Here is a 16,328-nt window from a genome sequence, read left to right as displayed (position 1 = left end):
CACATCATCTACCCAATACCCATGGACACAATGACGTGAGATTCGGGCCGCAATGGGCCAGAAATGTTTGGAATCGAGGGCGCGAGTTCGACCCGCACCTCAATTCTGCCGTAATCGCCTCAGGTCAGGCGCCCGTGGCAATGCTTGAATTTCTTGCCCGACCCGCAGGGGCACAAATCGTTCCGGCCCGGGTTGCCCCAGGTGCTTGGATCATCCTCAACAAAGCCCGGAGCCGCATTCGCGGTCGGGGCCGCAGGCGCGGTATCGCCAGCGGTGGCCGCCGCCATCTGCTTTTGTTGCGCCTCTTGTTGCTGACGCAGCTGCGCCATCAACGCTTCCTGCTGTTCCGGGGTCAGCGGCTGAATGCGGGCGAGCTTTTCCGAGACGTCGGTGCGCAATCCGTCCAGCATGCTTTCGAACAATTGGAACGATTCCGTCTTGTATTCATTCAGCGGATCGCGCTGCGCATAGCCGCGGAACCCTACGACCGACCGCAAGTGTTCCAGCGTCAGAAGATGTTCCTGCCATTTCTGGTCGATGGTCTGCAGCAACACCTGCTTTTCGATGTTGCGCATTTGCTCGGGCCCGAACTGCGCGGCTTTGGACGCCATGTATTCGTCGGCAGCCTTCTCCAGCCGCTCGGTCGCGACCTCTTGATCAACGCCATCTTCGGTGGCCCAAGTCTCGATGGGCAGATCCACACCCAGGACTTTTTGCGCGGCCTCTTTCAGGCCATCGACATCCCACTGATCCGCGTAGGTTTTCGGTGGCATATAGGTGTCGATCATGTCTTCGATCACTTGATCGCGCATGTCTTTTGCAACCTCTGAAATATCCTCGGCACCCATGATATCGCGGCGCTGCCCGAAGACGACCTTGCGCTGATCGTTCATGACGTCGTCGAACTTCAGAAGTTGCTTGCGGACATCGAAGTTGCGCCCCTCGACCTTGGCCTGAGCGCGCTCCAGCGACTTGTTCACCCATGGGTGCACAATCGCTTCGCCTTCCTGCATGCCAAGGGTGTTGAGCATCTTGTCGAGGCGATCCGACCCGAAGATCCGCATCAGGTCATCTTCGAGGCTCAGGAAGAAGCTCGACTTTCCCGGATCCCCCTGACGCCCCGAACGACCGCGCAGCTGGTTGTCGATGCGGCGGCTTTCATGGCGCTCGGTGGCCAGAACATAAAGACCCCCGGCATCCTTGACCGCCTGTTCATCGGCGGTGTGGGCGTCCTCAATACGGCGACGGATCTCATCGGGATCGCCATCGGGATCGGCAGCGATGGCTTCCATCACCTTGAATTCGATGTTGCCCCCCAATTTGATGTCGGTACCGCGCCCGGCCATGTTCGTGGCGATTGTCACGGCGCCAAGTTTGCCCGCATCGGCGACGATCTGCGCCTCTTGCTCGTGTTGGCGCGCGTTCAGGATATTGAACGGCAAACCCGCTTTTTCGAGCATCTGTCCCAGCATCTCGGACTTTTCGATGGAGGTCGTACCGACCAGCACGGGTTGTCCGCGCCCATGCGCATCGGCGATGGCTTTGACGATGGCTTCATATTTCTCGCGCGCGGTGCGGTAGACGGCGTCGTCTTCGTCGATCCGGGCCACTTCGCGGTTCGTGGGGATCTCCATCACACCCAGCCCGTAGATTGATGCGAATTCTTCGGCTTCGGTGGCCGCGGTCCCGGTCATGCCGCCCAGTTTGTTGTACAGACGGAAGTAATTCTGGAACGTTACAGAGGCGAGCGTCACATTCTCAGGCTGAATCTTGCAGCCTTCCTTTGCCTCGATCGCCTGGTGCAGGCCTTCCGACATGCGGCGGCCCGGCATCATCCGTCCGGTAAACTCATCGACCAGAACGACTTCGCCGTCGCGGACGATGTATTCCTTGTCCTTGGTGAACACCTTATGGGCGCGTAAAGCGTTTGTGATGTGGTGCACGATGGTCGTGCTTTCGGGATCATAAAGCGATTGACCTTCCGGCAGGATCTCTTCCGCGTGCAGCAGATCCTCAAGGAAATCGTTGCCTTCGTCGGTGAAGGTTGCCTGGCGCGTCTTTTCGTCCAGCGTGAAATGGTGATCCTCGATCTTCGGGATGACCTTGTCGATGCTGATGTAGAGGTCGGATTTGTCCTGCGTCGGCCCGGAGATGATCAACGGCGTCCGCGCTTCGTCGATCAGGATCGAGTCGACCTCGTCGACAATCGCGAAATTATGACCGCGCTGCGCCATCTGATCGATCGACCCGCGCATGTTGTCGCGCAGGTAGTCGAACCCAAGCTCGTTGTTGGTCGCGTAGGTGATGTCGCAGGCGTAGGCCTGCTTCTTTTCGTCTTCCGCCTGACGTGGATAAACCACGCCGGTGGTCATGCCGAGCGCGGTGAACACCTTGCCCATCCATTCGCTGTCACGCTTGGCGAGGTAATCGTTGACTGTCACGACATGCACGCCCTCGCCCGTCAGCGCGTTCAGATAGGCGGCGAAGGTCGCGACAAGGGTCTTGCCCTCACCCGTCTTCATCTCGGCGATGTTGCCTTGGTGAATGAAGAGCGCTCCGACCAGTTGCACATCGAACGCCCGCAGCCCAAGCGCGCGTTTTGCGGCTTCGCGGCAATTGGCGAAAGCTTCAGGCAACAGATCGTCCAACGCTTCGCCGTTTTGCGCACGGGTTCGAAATTCACCGGTCTTCGCAACGATTTCGGTGTCACTGAGCGCTTCGAATTCCGGTTCGAGCGCATTGATCTTGTCGATGATCGGTCTGACGGCTTTTACCTTGCGGTCATTGGGTGTGCCAAACACCTTCTTCGCCAGCTTTCCGAACATATCTCGCCCTCTTTTCAGGCCGGTCTGGGCGGCCCATCGCATCTGAACACTTCGTGTGGGTGTCGTGGGTTGTTCGGCCCATCGCGGCGGTCTACATCTTCCGCCAACGGCCAAGGCCACGACGTGAAACCCATCCGCGAGATAAGGGTCGGCCCGATGATAGTCAACGTAAGGCGGTCTGGCCTCGATGCGGTCCCGCTCCCAACAAGGAAATCCCGATGAAACGCATTCTGATGTCCGGCGCGATGGCGCTTGTGCTTTCCGCCCCGACCTATGCCGATGGTCATCTCGATGGCGAGACCGTTCTGGCCACCGTAAACGGCGAGGCGATCACAATCGGTCACCTGATTGCGATGCGCCAGATGCTGCCCGCAGAATACCAGACCCTGCCGGATCAGGTGCTCTTTGATGGCATGTTGGAACAGCTGATCCAGCAGCAGGTTCTGGCCGAAGCTGCAGAAGCCGGAGAGTTGAGCCGCGAGATCGAGCTGGGTCTTGAAAACGAGCGTCGTGCCTTCCTTGCCGCCATGTTCATGGACGATGTGGCCATGGCCGAGCTGTCGGAAGACGATCTGCAGGCCGAATACGATGCCATCTATGGTGAGGCCGAGCCGGTCGTCGAATACAACGCCGCCCACATTCTGCTTGAGACCGAAGAAGAAGCGCAGTCCATGATCGACCAATTGGCCGAAGGCGCCGACTTTGCCGAGCTGGCCGCCGAGAACTCCACCGGGCCGTCAGGTCCGAACGGCGGTGCCCTGGGCTGGTTCGGCGCAGGCATGATGGTGCCGGAATTCGAAGAGGCGGTCTTTGGCCTTGAGGTCGGGGAAGTGTCCGCGCCCGTGCAAACGCAATTCGGCTGGCATGTTGTGCTGCTCAACGAGACCCGTGAGCAGGCGCCGCCGACGCTTGAAGATGTTGCGGCGGAGCTGGAAGACAGCCTGCGCCGCGCCCGCGTAGATGCCCGGCTTGAAGAGTTGACCCAAGCCGCCGAGATCGAGCGTCCCGAGGTCGAGATTGACCCCGCCGTCATCCGTGACCAAGGTCTGATCGCGGAATAAACAACGGCGGACGAGGCCACCATGTCGGACACTCCAAGCAAGGTGGCCCCTGCCACGGGCGCAAAGACACACACGCGGTCGCCCTTGGCTCCGGATCGGTTTCCGGACCTTCCCGCCATCGATGGCGTCCGTTTCGCAGCGGGCGCCGCTGGCGTGAAATACAAGAACCGTGTCGATGTGATGATCGCCGAAATCGCGCCGGGCTCCACGATTGCGGGCGTCTTCACACGCTCGGCAACGCGGTCTGCGGCGGTTCTCGATTGCCAGTCAAAACTGCCGCAGGTGACCAGTGACGCGGGGTTTGGGATTGTGGTGAACTCCGGCAACGCCAACACCTTTACTGGCATGCGCGGGGTCACGGATGTCGCCCTGATCACGAAGGCCGCCGCCGGGGTGCTTGATCTGCCAGCCAGCCATATCTTCACCTCTTCGACGGGTGTGATCGGTGAACCGCTTCCCGCGCAGAAGATCACCGATGCTTTGCCCGGCATCGCCGCGGCACTTGACGGCGCGGCTGTGGAACCTGCGGCCCGCGCCATCATGACCACCGACACGTTTCCCAAAGGCGCGGTTGCGACCTGCGAGATCGACGGAACGCCGGTGACGATCATGGGGTTTGCGAAAGGCTCAGGCATGATCGCACCCGACATGGCCACCATGTTGGGCTACATTTTCACCGACGCCGCCGTCACGCAGCCCGCCCTTCAGGAGATGCTGTCGGCGACAAACCAGATCAGCTTCAATGCCGTGACAGTCGACAGTGATACATCGACATCCGACACGGTTCTGCTTGCTGCCACTGGGCGTGCCGGAAATACGCCTCTCACCGGCCCGGACCAAACCTTCCAGACGGCCCTGCAAACCGTCATGCAGGACCTTGCCCATCAGATCGTGCGCGACGGCGAAGGGGCCACGAAATTCGTTGAGGTGCGTGTGAGCGGTGCAGTCACGGACGCGGACGCCCGCAAAGTTGCCAGTGCCATCGCCAATTCACCGCTCGTGAAGACCGCGATTGCGGGCGAAGATCCGAACTGGGGGCGTATTGTCATGGCAGTCGGGAAATCCGGCGCTCAGGCCGATCGCGATCGGCTCACCATCCGTTTCGGAGATATCCTTGTAGCCGAGCAGGGTTGGGTCGCAGACAGCTATTCCGAGGAAGCCGGAGCAAGCTACATGCAGAATGCGGAGCTTCTGATCGATGTTGATCTTGGGCTCGGGCCAGGCGGCGCTACCATGTGGACCTGCGACCTGACCCACGGATACATACAGATCAACGCGGATTACCGGTCGTGACAGACAAAAAGATCATCCTTGTCTCTGTTGTTGCCCTGATCGACGCCGATGGCCGCATCCTTCTGGCGCAGCGACCCGAAGGGAAATCCATGGCCGGCCTATGGGAATTCCCTGGTGGAAAGGTTGAGCCAGGCGAAACACCGGAAGTGGCCTTGATCCGCGAGTTGCAGGAAGAGCTTGGCATCGACACCTGGGAAAGCTGTCTCGCGCCGCTGACCTTCGCGAGTCACGGTTATGACGATTTTCATCTACTCATGCCCTTGTTCGCATGCCGCAAGTGGCAGGGCATTCCACAATCGCAAGAGGGTCAGACGCTGAAGTGGGTGCGTGCCGCTGAGCTTCGTGACTACCCGATGCCACCGGCGGATATCCCCCTGATACCGATTCTTCGTGACTGGCTCTGATTGTAACAATTGGCCGGTGTATCAACCCTAAGTCAGCCCAAGATTCAGAAATTGTGGGAAAAATTGTCGAAAAATCATGGTTAATGATGAAATTTTAAGTGATTTGTTAACTAAATTGGGTATGATGGTGAAGGAAGTCTAGGGGGGATATGGCTTTGTTAACCACTGTGATCATCGGGACCTGTGTGTCCATTCAAGGAAACTTTGTTCGGAAGCTGGCCAACGGCATGGTGACCGTTCGGGTAGGAGAACAGCTTTTCACCGGACGGCCCGTTGGCTCGGGTGTGATGGCCTGAAACTCAACCTAAAGCGCTGAGCAAAGAAAACCCCCGACAAACCAAACGGTACATCGGGGGTGGAAATCGTTGATGATTGCCGCTCAAGCGGTGTCAGTCGATCCAGCCCTGCAGGTTTTCTTCAACCACAGTCGATAGCGCGCGCATATGTGCGTCATCGTCATTCAGGCACGGAATATAGGTGAATTCCTCGCCGCCGGCTTCCTCGAAGCTTTCGCGGATTTCTTCGTTGATTTCTTCGAGGGTCTCGATGCAATCCGCACTAAAGGCCGGTGCACAGACGGCGATCCGCTTCTTGCCCTGTTCGGCCAGATTGGCCACTTCCTCAACCGTATACGGCTTCAGCCATTCTTCCGGCCCGAACCGGCTCTGGAACGTCGTGACAATATCGGTATCGGACCAGCCCAGACGCTCTTTCAGAAGGCGCGTCGTTTTCTGACACTGGCAATGGTAGGGATCGCCCTCCATCAGATACCGCTTCGGCACCCCGTGGTAGCTGCAGACCAGCACATCGGGTCGCTTCTCAAGTTTGCCATAGGCGCGCTCAATCGACTGCGCCAGAGCCTCAACATAAAGCGGATGCTCGTAATAGGGCTCGACCGTGCGGACCTGCGGCTGCCATTTGATGTTTTCGAGGCTGCGGAAAAACTGATCACAGGCGGTGGCTGATGTCGCGCCTGCATATTGCGGATAAAGCGGAAAAAACAGGATCTTGGTGCAGCCTTGCGCGACCAGCTCATCTACCTTGGATTTGGTCGACGGGTTGCCGTAACGCATGCAGAAATCGACAACCACGTCGTCGCCGTAGCGCTCTTTCATCAGCGCGGTCATCTTCGCTGTCTGATCCTTGGTGATCGTCATCAGCGGGCTTTCCCCCGCCTCTTCGTTCCAGATCGACTTGTAGGCCGCGCCGGATGAAAACGGCCGCTTGGTCAGGATGATCAACTGTAACAACGGCTGCCAGATCCATGGGCTGTAATCGATGACCCGCTTGTCGCTGAGAAACTCGTTCAGATATCGGCGCATCGACCAGTAATCGTAATTGTCCGGCGTGCCCAGATTGGCCAGAAGAACGCCCACCTTACCCATCTTCACCCGGGGGTGATCGGCAGGGGCATGTTCGAGCACTGGCGCGGGGCTGGCTTGCATCATGTTCATCGGCTTACAGGCTTTCGTCGTCAGGCCGGTCATGGACCGGTTTGGCGGTTTCGTCAAATTCTTGGACCCCCAGTACATCCGCGAGGCGGTGTGTCGAGGCACCCGGGCGCAGCGGCTGCTGCTGGCTTTCGTGTGGCGCCCATCCTGTAAGGAATACGAGCTCGAAGGTCGCTTGGATGCGATTTTCTTCGGCAGAGTGTTTTTTGGCATAAAGAGCGGCTGCCGTCGGGAAAAGCGCGCGGGGCGGAATACTGCGATGCCGATCCACCAAAGCGTTGGCTTCGCCCATCGCGCGAAGGTCGTGCATCAAGGCGATTGCGTTCACGTAGGTCACGGTCTTGCGCAGGCTGTCGGCGACCGGAAGGGCAAGCCCCGCGCGTTGCAGAAGGCTGCCCATGTCGCGCACTTCGGCCATCGGCGCCACGCGCGGGCTGATGCCGCCCATCACCTGCGCTTCGGATTCTGCCATGACGGCGCGTAATTCGGTCAATGTCGCACCGCCGAAGCCGACCCCGAGGAACAATCCATCGGGCTTCAATGCACGGCGGCATTGCACGATCTGCCCCACGGGATCATCCGCCCAATGGAGTGACATGGCGTGAATCACCAGGTCATGCGCGGCGGCTTTCAACTCAAGAGTGTTTCCGGCCGCAACGCACTTCGCCTCTGGGAGAAATTCGCGCCAGATTTTCGGAAAACCGGTCACAATCGCAGCGGACTTAAACCTTCTGTTAACGTCGATGAGTCTTTCCTGCAGTTCCAGCATGGCTTCGTCATGAAGGAAGCGCGCGGGATCATTCTCGGTGCGCTTGCGATGCGCGGCGAGGGCTCTGGCGTCGGTCAGGTGAGGGCGATCTTCGCGCACGACGTTCATTCCGGTGTCCGTATCCGGGCGCAACCTAGGGGTCACAAATGAGATTGCAATCCATGCTCCACACGGTCTTTCCACCGGAATGCCTGAGTTGTGCTGACCGCGTAGAGGACCCCTTTGCAATCTGTGGGGATTGTTGGGCCGAGACGGCGTTCATTTCGGGCGCGGCCTGCGATCTATGCGGCACGGGGTTGCCGGGACAAAGCCGCGATGGACCAGAAGCGCTGATTTGCACGGAATGTGAAGCCTTGGCCCGGCCTTGGGATCACGGGCGCGCCGTGTTCGGCTACGAAGGTGTGGGGCGCAAGTTGGTGTTGGCGATGAAGCACGGCGACCGTGCCGATATCGCGCGCGCGGCTGGCCCTTGGTTGGCCCATGCCGGTGCTGATCTGTTTGACGACAGTCCGATCATCGTTCCGATCCCGCTGCATTGGCGACGCCTTGCGCGCCGACGTTTCAACCAATCCGCGCTTCTTGCGTGGGCGCTGGTGCGTCATACGCCCAAACCCCTTGAGGTGGAGCCGATGGCTCTTCTTCGTGTCCGCCCGACGCCGACGCAGGAGGGCCGCGATCACGATGCAAGGTACCAGAATGTGGATGAAGCGATGATCGCCCACCCCCGACGCGGGGGGGCGATGGGCGGGCGTTCGGTTGTGCTGGTCGATGATGTGATGACGTCCGGCGCAACCTTTGCCGCAGCGACCGAAGCCTGCCGGTCGGCGGGTGCCGAAAAAGTGTCTGTTCTGGCTCTGGCGCGGGTGGGCCGCGACGCCTAGGCTAACGTTTAGTTAACGTTTGATAACGGGTCAGGACCATGACGCAGATCGAAATCTATACATCGCCGCTCTGCGGTTATTGCCACGCCGCAAAACGCATGCTCACCGAAAAGGGCATCAGTTATTCCGAGATTGACGTCGCGGCGGATCCCGCCAAGCGGCAGGAAATGATGGCCCGCGCCAGTGGTCGACACACCGTGCCGCAGATTTTCATCGGTGATCAGCATATCGGCGGCTATGATGACATGGCCGCGCTGGAGCGAAACGGAAAGCTTGATCCGATGCTCGCGGCTGACTGACGCTGCGGCACCTTTGAGACTTGTGTCATGCCGCGTTGCGGCGTCATATCCCGCTCATGTCGCATGCCGATGACCCACTTTCCGTCGCGTTGTTCAGCGAAGTCTTCATGGTCGATCAATTGGCCCGCGCCCGCTTGTCCAAGGCATTACCAAAGGGCATGGAGCTGAGCCATTTTTCGGTCCTGAACCACCTGGCTCGCGGCAACGAAGAAAAGTCTCCGGCCCAACTGGCCCGCGCCTTTCACCTGACCCGCGGTGCGATGACGAACACGCTGAACCGATTGGAATGGGCGGGTCATATTCATGTGCGCCCTGATTGGGACGATGCACGGCGCAAGATGATCTCGATCAGCCCCGCAGGTCGCCGCGCACGGGATGCCGCGATTTCCGCTATCGCTCCGATTCTGTCGGAAGCCGTATCTGAGATCGGGGCAGAGCGCGTGCGCTCCACCCTTCCCGTCTTACGCGAGATGCGCATCAAGCTTGAGGGCGAGGACTAAACCACGCATCGCAAAAGCAGGCAGGCTCTAGCGCTTCACCGACGCCGTCACGTAATTCACGCTCATGTCGCGATCGCTGATGCCCCAGGTCCACAGCACGGGGTTGAACACGAAGCCTTTCCGATCCACCGGGTCGAGGCCCGCTTGCCGGATCAGGTCGAACAACTCATCCGGCGTGATGAATTTCGACCATTCATGCGTGCCTTTCGGAAGCCACCGCATGATGTGCTCCGCCCCGATGATCGCCATCAGATAGCTTTTCGGGTTCCGGTTCAGGGTCGAGCAGACCATCAGCCCGTCAGGCTTCAGCAATTGCTGACACGCCGTCAGATACGCCAGCGGTTCTGAGACATGTTCGACCACTTCCATGTTGAGCACGACATCGAACTGCTCACCGTCTGCCGCCATTGCCTCGGCAGTGGTGTGCCGGTAGTCGATCTCAAGCCCGGATTGTTCCGCGTGGATCTGGGCCACGGGAATGTTCCGCTCCGCCGCGTCCGCGCCCACAACATCTGCGCCCAGACGTGCCATCGGTTCGGCCAGCAGGCCGCCGCCGCAGCCAATGTCGAGGATACGCAAACCGGCAAACGGCGCATCTTGCGTCAGGTCGCGCCCGTATTCCGCTGCGATCTGGCTGGTGATGTAGTCGAGCCGTGTCGGGTTGAGCATATGCAACGGCTTGAATTTGCCCTCAGTGTCCCACCATTCTGCGGCCATCGCCTCGAATTTGGCGACTTCGGCGTCATCGACGGTGGTTTGTGGCGCGGTGCTCATGGACATCCCCTCAAACTTTGGTCACGCTTTTGCTCGTGACGCTCTATATAGGATCGGCATGGACAAGTTCTCCGGCCAAAAGCGCGCAGCCGCGCATTTGTTTCCCCCAATCGACCCGTTCGATCAGCGCATGCTGGATGTGGGCGATGGTCATCACGTCTATGTCGAGCAGTGCGGCAACCCGCGCGGCGCACCGGTTGTGGTACTGCACGGCGGCCCTGGCGGTGGATGCAGCCCTGCGATGCGGCGGTATTTCGATCCGTCGGTCTGGCGGATCATCCTGTTTGATCAGCGTGGCTGCGGACGCTCTCGGCCCCATGCGTCGACCAACGAGAACACGACCTGGCACCTCGTCGCGGATATTGAGCGTATTCGGCATACGCTCGGGATCGAGCGGTGGGCCGTCTTCGGCGGGAGCTGGGGGGCGACACTGGGTCTGATCTATGCCGAGGCGCATCCCGATGCGGTTGCCTACCTCGCCCTTCGCGGTGTGTTCCTGTCGATGCAGCGTGAACTGGACTGGTTCTATGGCGGTGGCGCCGGGCAGTTCTGGCCCGATCAATGGGCACGTTTCGTCAGCCTGGTGCCCGAAGAAGAGCATGGGGACCTGATCGCGGCCTACAACCGGCGGCTTTTTTCCGGCGATCTGATGCTTGAAACCCGGTTTGCCCGCGCTTGGGCATCGTGGGAGAATGCCTTGGCCAGCATGGAAAGTGATGGGCACGGCGGCGAAAGCCCTGCTGATTACGCACGCGCCTTTGCGCGGCTTGAAAACCATTATTTCGTCAATAAGGGGTTTCTCGAAGAAGACGGTCAAATCCTTCGCGATGCCCACCGCATTGCCCAGATCCCAGGCACCATCGTGCAGGGGCGCTATGACATGATCTGTCCGCCTGCCTCGGCCCATGCCTTGGACCGTGTCTGGTCTTCGGGACGTCTTCACATGATCCGTACCGCTGGCCACGCGCTGAGCGAGCCGGGCATCAGTCAGGAACTTGTGCGGGTGATGAAATCGGTTGGAGAGAAGCGGCCGAAATACGGCCTGTGACGCTTACCCCTTTCGACTGCCCCAGCTTTCCACACGACCTACGGGAAATTTCTCGCCAATCGCTTCCACCGGTACGGGTGGCAGCGTGCCTTGGGGTTTGGGAAAATCCTGCCGGATGGGTGCCTTTCGGGCTGGTGCGGGCTCCAACAAACGCGGATCGATCCGCGGGCTGAGCCGATCCCGGATCAGGGCCACCGGATGCGTGCGGAGCGTCAACCGCATCGAGACGTAATCCTCCACCACCTCTTCGCCCTCACTCATCTGTGGAAGCAAGACGGCGGGCTCCACGATTCCCTCGCCATCCAGATCGCCCGCAAACAGCGGCAATTCCTTCTTGGGCGTCAAGGCACGGGCCGCCCAAAGCGCATCGCGGCGCGACAGGCCCAGAATCGCAAACGCATCCGCCTCGGCCAGAACCGTCAGCATGCGCGCCTCAACGCCTGCGCGCCGCCACACATCATCCACCGCGCGGTAGCCATTGGCGCGCGCCGCCACGATCCAATCGGCTTCGTCCTCGCGCATTGACTTGATCTGCCGAAACCCCAGACGCAGCGCCAGATCTCCCGCTTCCGTCCGCTCCATCGTGTTGTCCCATTGGGATTGGTTCACGCAAACGGGCCGCACCTCCACCCCGTGCTCGCGGGCGTCGCGTACAATCTGGGCGGGGGCGTAGAACCCCATCGGCTGCGCATTGAGAAGCGCGCAGGCGAAGATGCCGGGATGATGGCATTTCAGCCAGCTCGACGCATAAACCAGCAGCGCGAAACTTGCCGCATGGCTTTCGGGGAACCCATACGATCCGAACCCTTCGATCTGTGAAAAACACCGCTCTGCGAAGTCGCGGTCATAGCCCTTTTCACCCATCCCCTTCAGGAACCGGGTCCGGAACTCCGACACGTTGCCATGCTTCTTGAACGTCGCAAGTGACCGCCGCAGCCGGTCCGCTTCATCGGGGGTAAAACCTGCGCCGGTGATGGCGATTTGCATGGCCTGTTCCTGAAACAGGGGCACGCCAAGCGTTTTGCCCAACACCCGCCCCAGCTCGTCGGACGGGAACTCCACCGGCTCTTCGCCGTTTCGCCGCCGGATGAACGGATGCACCATGTCGCCCTGGATCGGCCCGGGCCGGATGATCGCGACCTGAATGACCAGATCGTAGAAACACCGGGGCCGCATCCGGGGCAAAAAATTCATCTGCGCCCGGCTTTCCACCTGGAACACGCCCAGGCTGTCGGCGGCACACAGCATGTCATAGGTGACGGGATCTTCGGGTGGCAGGCTCGCCAAGGTATACTCGATCTGATGATGCTTTTTCAGCAAATCAAATGCCTTGCGCACGCAGGTCAGCATCCCCAGCGCCAGAACATCCACCTTCAGGATACCCAGCGCGTCGATATCATCCTTGTCCCAGCAGATGACCGTGCGATCCGCCATGCTGGCATTTTCAATCGGTACCAGTTCATCAAGCCGCCCCTCGGTGATCACGAAGCCGCCGACATGTTGCGACAAGTGGCGGGGGAAGCCGATGACCTCTGCGATCAGGCGGATGGTTTGCTGCAGGCGCGGGCTGGTCGGGTCCAGCCCGACCTCGGCCAGCCTTTCGAACTCCGGCGCGGTTTTTGACCATGATCCCCAGATTTGACTGCTCAGCGCGGATAAAACATCGTCGGACAACCCCATCGCCTTGCCGACCTCACGCACCGCGCGCTTGCCACGATAATGGATCACCGTGGCGCAGATCCCCGCGCGGTGCCGTCCGTAGCGCTCGTAGATATGCTGGATCACCTCTTCGCGGCGCTCGTGTTCGAAATCGACGTCGATATCGGGGGGCTCATTGCGCGCCTCGCTGACGAAACGTTCGAACACCATTGTGCCGATCTCGGGGCTGACGCTGGTTACACCCAATGCAAAACAGGTGATCGAATTGGCCGCCGACCCGCGCCCCTGGCACAGGATGTTACGCGAGCGGGCGAATTTCACGATGTCATGGACCGTCAGGAAATAGGGCTCATACCCCAGCTTCCCGATCAGGCGCAGTTCATGCTCCATCTGCCTTTGCGCATAATCCGGGATGCCCTGCGGGTAACGCCAGTTCAGACCCGCCTGCGCCAGCCGGGCCAACCGTTCGCTGGCGGTTTCGTCCTCGGTGATCTCGGACGGATATTCGTAGCGCAGGCTTTGAATGTCGAACTGACAACGCGCGGCCACTTCAAGCGTGCGCGCCACCGCGTCTTCATGGCCTTTGAAGATGCGCGCCATGTCCTCCGGCCTGCGCAGGCGTTGTTCTGCATTGGCTTGGGCCGCGGTGCCAAGCTGCTCCACGCGAAGGCCCAGGCGCACACAGGTCAGCACATCGGTCAGGCGCCGCCGCCCACCGTGGTGCATCAACGGCCTGGCTGAGGCGACGGTCTCAAGCCCCAGGCTTTTGGCGAGGCGCGCCTGGCTTGCAAACCGCCTCCGATCCTGTCCGTCGTAAATCGGCGATAGGCACAGCAAGGGCCCGAGCCCCGCAACCCGCTTTGCCTCCTTGAGCCATCCCGTGGTGACCCGAGCCGGTGCATGCAGTAGTAACTCCAGCCCATCGTGTCGCGCCAGAAGGTCGTCAATCCGCAGATCGCAGGCGCCTTTTTCGGTCCGCAGTCGACCGGTCGATAGCAACCGACACAGGTTTGCCCAACCGGTCCGGTTGCGGGGCAGGGCCGTGACCTCGATGCCCTCCGCGAATACCAGCCGACTGGCGGGCAGCAGGCGTGGAACGTGATCAATCGGTGCGCGTGGCGCAGGCGGGACGTGGGCGGGCCGAGGTGGACCGATGGGATCTTTGGCGGCCTGCCTTGCATCCGCGATCTCGGCCTCGATCTTCTTCAACTCCGACCATGCGCGGACAACACCAGCCACGGAGTTTTCATCGGCAATCGCAATCGCGTCCAGCCCGAGAGCGGTCGCGCGCTGCGCGTATTCGTCAGGGTGAGAGCCGCCCGTCAGGAAGGTAAAATTGGAGGTGATGCTCAGTTCGGCGAATCCCATAGCATAGAAGTATATTCATGTTTTGTTCTCATTTGGAGTCGCTATGAGATGCAGTTGAGTTTTTAGTGCACCATGTATATACAGGTATGGCACTGCAAAGATGATTCCCGGGTCCCGCATAAATTTGGTGACTCAACGCATTATTAAATAACACGAATTGAAGATCTTCATTGATCGCGCTGTGTATACAATCGCAGCAAAACGGTCCGATTGATCACAACCTGAAACAGGAGTGCGACGTGGCTGAAAAAGATACAGATACCGCCTCTCTTGAGGTTTTGCGTCGCCTGGTCGGCCAGGGTGAGACCAAGACCAAGCCCAAGCCCAAGGTGGAAGACGCCCCCCTCGTTCTGACCAACCCGACTATGGACGATACCTCGTTTGCAAAGGTTCCGCCGAACGAGGACGACGCCGATGCCAAACCCGTCACCAAGAAGCAGGTCAACATGCGGGTCGATCCGGACATCATCGCCTTCTTCAAGGAGGAAGGTCCAGGTCACCTAACGCGGATGCATGCTGTCTTGCGTGACCATGTCGATGCAGAGTGCAAGAAGCGCAAGTGATTGTGCCGCATGGCGGCGACCTTACTCGCCGTCTTGCCGCGTCAAACCGTACTTTTCGGCCACCTGCCAGACGTGATCCGGCACCATATTCTTGACCCGTGCCGGATGCGCGCGACGCAGGTGCAGGATGCTCTCAATGGCCTTCATCTCCACCCGAGCGCGCGAAAACTCCAAGCCACGCGGCCCGATGCGCGGCTGCAGAAAGGACACCACGGGCCGCAGCCAATCGGGCATCGCGCGCAATGGCATCCCGCCGGCGGCGCGCTCCGTATTCGCAAGAAAGCCTTTCACGGCGCCCTCCCGCTTGCCCTTGTCGGTCAACGGTTTGACCTTGAGCCGATCCCCAAGCGCGTCCAGCATTTCCGTCCCACGCGCGTTGCGCGTGATCACCCATTGATCGCCGTCGCCGCCCATGTAACCGACTGTGATGTCCGCCAAGCGGTTGGTGTAATCCACGCAGGTCTTGCAGGTTAGCGGGAAGAAATCATCGGCAAGCTGACTGATCGGCAGGCTTAGAAACGGCACCACACGCGGCTTGCGCCCATCGTCGAACCGCAATTCCACGCGATAATCGGCCCGGAATTCCAGGTAGCTGATGGCCTCTGGGTGGTCGTCCAAAAGACTGAGGAAATGATGAAAATTTTCGGTCGTCGTATTGTCCGAGCAAGGAGTTCCAATGACATACAGCCGCTCCAATCCCAATTCGGCCTCGATCTGCCGAAGCGCGTAAACCTGACATGGGATGCCGATCACCGCGATGCGTCGATGTCCGTCCGCTATCGCCGGTTCCAGTGCTGCCAGCGTCGGGGCGTAGCCCATCCGCATCCCACGACATGACGCGAGGTCCTCGGGATGGGTAACGATCACCGGCATCGGCTTCCACCGATCGTCCGGGTCCGGCGCCACCGCGAGAACGGCGGTCACAGCCCCCGACCGCAGCAGCTCCGCGGCCAATTCTGTCGTGATGCCCGTCCACTGCGCCCCCTCGGCCGGCACGGCCATCCGCGCGCGCTGCATGGAACGCGTGACCCCAAAGAACGCCTCTTCGCCAACATTTGCACCGGCAATGCGACCGTGGACCCGACGTTCGGATGTTGGGTAATCCGGCTGAATAAACTGGCAGGCTTTGCCACACGCTTTACCGTCGCCCATGCGGCTTATCCCGCAATCCGTGCACAGGCCGTCGCGCGCCTTACCGCCGAGCTCCGGGGCAAAAATACTGATTTTCTTGAAGTCTTTGGCCAATATAAGCGCCCCTGAACAGCACTTTATACTCCGCCGATACGGGGGGTGTGTCAACAAAACATGACAGAGCGCAAGCGTTGGCGACCCCGGCAGAACGGGGTGCATTTCGAAGTATCAATGCCTTAGTCGGAAAAGTTCCAACTTCCGCCGTTATAGGAAATCAAGGGCTTACAAGGCGGGGTTCCAAC

The 16,328-nt window shown here is 60.0% G+C and carries 14 protein-coding genes; 8 read left to right on the top strand and 6 right to left on the bottom strand.

Annotated features, from left to right (window positions below; translation table 11 throughout):
• Positions 1-119: 119 nt before the first annotated feature.
• Complete coding sequence (gene secA, locus V8J83_RS10075) at positions 120-2,825, bottom strand: preprotein translocase subunit SecA (RefSeq protein WP_339986154.1); 2,706 nt, start codon at positions 2,823-2,825, stop codon at positions 120-122.
• A gap of 218 nt (positions 2,826-3,043) precedes the next feature.
• Here secA and V8J83_RS10070 point away from each other — a divergent pair, with 218 nt between their 5' ends.
• The 3 genes from V8J83_RS10070 to mutT are packed head-to-tail and all read left to right on the top strand — an operon-like array spanning position 3,044 to position 5,583.
• A complete protein-coding gene (locus V8J83_RS10070; RefSeq protein ID WP_339986153.1) occupies positions 3,044-3,886 on the top strand; it encodes a peptidylprolyl isomerase in 843 nt (280 codons plus the stop codon).
• A 21-nt stretch (positions 3,887-3,907) separates the two neighbouring features.
• On the top strand, positions 3,908-5,179 hold the full coding sequence (argJ, locus tag V8J83_RS10065; RefSeq protein ID WP_339986152.1) for a bifunctional glutamate N-acetyltransferase/amino-acid acetyltransferase ArgJ: 1,272 nt from the start codon (positions 3,908-3,910) through the stop codon (positions 5,177-5,179).
• Complete coding sequence (gene mutT / locus V8J83_RS10060) at positions 5,176-5,583, top strand: 8-oxo-dGTP diphosphatase MutT (RefSeq protein ID WP_339986150.1); 408 nt, start codon at positions 5,176-5,178, stop codon at positions 5,581-5,583. Before argJ ends, mutT begins: the two co-directional genes overlap by 4 nt.
• A 389-nt stretch (positions 5,584-5,972) precedes the next feature.
• On the opposite strand, the gene hemH is transcribed toward mutT, so the two are convergent.
• On the bottom strand, positions 5,973-7,031 hold the full coding sequence (hemH, locus tag V8J83_RS10055) for a ferrochelatase (protein WP_339986998.1): 1,059 nt from the start codon (positions 7,029-7,031) through the stop codon (positions 5,973-5,975).
• Between the two features lie 10 nt (positions 7,032-7,041).
• Positions 7,042-7,911 (bottom strand): methyltransferase domain-containing protein, encoded by an 870-nt coding sequence (locus tag V8J83_RS10050; RefSeq protein WP_339986149.1) that lies wholly within the window; start codon positions 7,909-7,911, stop codon positions 7,042-7,044.
• Positions 7,912-7,949: 38 nt separating this feature from the next.
• On the opposite strand from V8J83_RS10050, the gene V8J83_RS10045 reads away from it, so the two are divergent.
• From V8J83_RS10045 to V8J83_RS10035, 3 genes are read left to right on the top strand one after another with little or no spacing between them, the layout of a single operon-like run.
• Complete coding sequence (locus tag V8J83_RS10045) at positions 7,950-8,684, top strand: double zinc ribbon domain-containing protein (protein WP_339986148.1); 735 nt, start codon at positions 7,950-7,952, stop codon at positions 8,682-8,684.
• A 38-nt stretch (positions 8,685-8,722) separates the two neighbouring features.
• Positions 8,723-8,983: a glutaredoxin 3 gene (grxC, locus tag V8J83_RS10040; protein ID WP_339986147.1), complete on the top strand. Its 261-nt coding sequence runs from the start codon at positions 8,723-8,725 to the stop codon at positions 8,981-8,983.
• 56 nt (positions 8,984-9,039) lie between these two features.
• Positions 9,040-9,483, top strand: a complete 444-nt coding sequence (locus V8J83_RS10035) for a MarR family winged helix-turn-helix transcriptional regulator (protein WP_339986146.1) — start codon at positions 9,040-9,042, stop codon at positions 9,481-9,483.
• A 27-nt stretch (positions 9,484-9,510) separates the two neighbouring features.
• Here V8J83_RS10035 and ubiG read toward each other — a convergent pair whose 3' ends face one another.
• Positions 9,511-10,257 carry a bifunctional 2-polyprenyl-6-hydroxyphenol methylase/3-demethylubiquinol 3-O-methyltransferase UbiG gene (gene ubiG / locus V8J83_RS10030; protein WP_339986145.1) on the bottom strand — a complete coding sequence of 249 codons (747 nt, stop codon included), beginning with the start codon at positions 10,255-10,257 and terminating at the stop codon, positions 9,511-9,513.
• Positions 10,258-10,315: 58 nt separating this feature from the next.
• Here ubiG and pip point away from each other — a divergent pair, with 58 nt between their 5' ends.
• A complete protein-coding gene (gene pip / locus V8J83_RS10025; protein WP_339986144.1) occupies positions 10,316-11,305 on the top strand; it encodes a prolyl aminopeptidase in 990 nt (329 codons plus the stop codon).
• A gap of 3 nt (positions 11,306-11,308) precedes the next feature.
• Here the strand turns inward: pip and V8J83_RS10020 are convergent, their stop codons facing one another.
• A complete protein-coding gene (locus V8J83_RS10020; protein ID WP_339986143.1) occupies positions 11,309-14,332 on the bottom strand; it encodes an error-prone DNA polymerase in 3,024 nt (1,007 codons plus the stop codon).
• A gap of 239 nt (positions 14,333-14,571) precedes the next feature.
• On the opposite strand from V8J83_RS10020, the gene V8J83_RS10015 reads away from it, so the two are divergent.
• Positions 14,572-14,895, top strand: coding sequence for a BrnA antitoxin family protein (locus tag V8J83_RS10015; protein WP_339986142.1), 324 nt, complete (start codon positions 14,572-14,574; stop codon positions 14,893-14,895).
• Positions 14,896-14,916: 21 nt separating this feature from the next.
• Here the strand turns inward: V8J83_RS10015 and V8J83_RS10010 are convergent, their stop codons facing one another.
• Complete coding sequence (locus V8J83_RS10010; protein ID WP_439649780.1) at positions 14,917-16,140, bottom strand: Coenzyme F420 hydrogenase/dehydrogenase, beta subunit C-terminal domain; 1,224 nt, start codon at positions 16,138-16,140, stop codon at positions 14,917-14,919.
• Positions 16,141-16,328: the final 188 nt, after the last annotated feature.

Origin of the sequence: Gymnodinialimonas ulvae (assembly GCF_037543845.1) — a bacterium.
Taxonomy (GTDB): Bacteria; Pseudomonadota; Alphaproteobacteria; order Rhodobacterales; family Rhodobacteraceae; genus Gymnodinialimonas; species Gymnodinialimonas ulvae.
Note: the sequence above shows the minus strand (reverse complement) of the source record. Positions and strands in the feature narration are given on the sequence as shown.

Coding starts and splice junctions, on each gene's coding strand:
- ubiG (WP_339986145.1), bottom strand. CDS start 10,257: ATGAGCACCGCGCCACAAACCACCGTCGATGACGCCGAAGTCGCCAAA.
- grxC (WP_339986147.1), top strand. CDS start 8,723: ATGACGCAGATCGAAATCTATACATCGCCGCTCTGCGGTTATTGCCAC.
- argJ (WP_339986152.1), top strand. CDS start 3,908: ATGTCGGACACTCCAAGCAAGGTGGCCCCTGCCACGGGCGCAAAGACA.
- secA (WP_339986154.1), bottom strand. CDS start 2,825: ATGTTCGGAAAGCTGGCGAAGAAGGTGTTTGGCACACCCAATGACCGC.
- V8J83_RS10045 (WP_339986148.1), top strand. CDS start 7,950: ATGAGATTGCAATCCATGCTCCACACGGTCTTTCCACCGGAATGCCTG.
- V8J83_RS10070 (WP_339986153.1), top strand. CDS start 3,044: ATGAAACGCATTCTGATGTCCGGCGCGATGGCGCTTGTGCTTTCCGCC.
- pip (WP_339986144.1), top strand. CDS start 10,316: ATGGACAAGTTCTCCGGCCAAAAGCGCGCAGCCGCGCATTTGTTTCCC.
- V8J83_RS10050 (WP_339986149.1), bottom strand. CDS start 7,911: ATGAACGTCGTGCGCGAAGATCGCCCTCACCTGACCGACGCCAGAGCC.
- hemH (WP_339986998.1), bottom strand. CDS start 7,031: ATGATGCAAGCCAGCCCCGCGCCAGTGCTCGAACATGCCCCTGCCGAT.
- V8J83_RS10035 (WP_339986146.1), top strand. CDS start 9,040: ATGTCGCATGCCGATGACCCACTTTCCGTCGCGTTGTTCAGCGAAGTC.
- V8J83_RS10020 (WP_339986143.1), bottom strand. CDS start 14,332: ATGGGATTCGCCGAACTGAGCATCACCTCCAATTTTACCTTCCTGACG.